Annotated in this window: 1 protein-coding gene; it reads left to right on the forward strand. The window is 66.5% G+C overall.

Annotated features, from left to right (window positions below; genetic code table 11):
• Nucleotides 1-33: 33 nt before the first annotated feature.
• Nucleotides 34-972: aminopeptidase P family protein (locus tag HGG74_RS20875; RefSeq protein WP_168489462.1), on the forward strand; the 939-nt coding region annotated here is incomplete at its 3' end.

Here is a 972-nt window from a genome sequence, read left to right on the forward strand (position 1 = left end):
CCGTTTCCGTGACGTGTTACCCAAGGAGATTCAATGACCATCGCCCATGCACCGGCCAGCAGCGTGTCCGAGCTCGAGCGCCTGAAGGTGCTGCACAATGGCCAGAAGGTGAAGCTGACCTTCTCGGACGCGGAGTTCGAGCGCCGCCTGGCCGGCCTGCGGCAGATCATGGCCGAGAAGGAGCTGGACGCGGTCGTGCTGACCAGCTACCACAACATCAAGTACTACTCGGACTTCCTGTTCACCTACTTCGGCCGCTCCTACGCCCTGGTGGTCACCCCCGAGGACTCGGTGTCCGTGACCGCGAACATCGACGCGGGCATGCCCTGGCGCCGCTCCTACGGGGAGAACATCGTCTACACCGACTGGCGCCGGGACAACTACTACCACGGCCTGCAGCAGGCCCTGGCCCAGCGCGGGATCAGCGCCCGCCGCCTGGGCGTGGAGGACGACACCCTGGCCCTGATGCAGCGCGACCGCATCCAGGCCGCCTTCGACGGCGCCGAACTGGTCGATATCTCCCAGGCCGCCATGCGCCAGCGGATGATCAAGTCCGCCGAGGAAATCGAGGTCATCAAGCACGGCGCCCGCATCGGGGACCTGGGCGGGGAGGCCATCAAGGCCGCCATCCGCGAGGGCATCACCGAGTACGAGCTCGCCCTGATCGGCACCGAGGCCATGACCCACGAAATCGCCCGCACCTTCCCGGACAGCGAAATCCGCGACACCTGGGTCTGGTTCCAGTCCGGGATCAACACCGACGGCGCGCACAACTGGGCCACCACCCGCAGGCTCCAGCGCGGGGACATCCTGTCCCTGAACTGCTTCCCGATGACCTCCGGCTACTACACCGCCCTGGAGCGCACCATGTTCCTGGGCCAGCCCGACGAGCGCTCCCTGGAACTGTGGAACATCAACGTCGAGGTCCACCGCCGCGGCCTGGAACTGATCAAGCCCGGCGCCGTCTGCAAG

The organism is Arthrobacter mobilis (genome assembly GCF_012395835.1).
Lineage (GTDB): Bacteria > Actinomycetota > Actinomycetes > Actinomycetales > Micrococcaceae > Crystallibacter > Crystallibacter mobilis.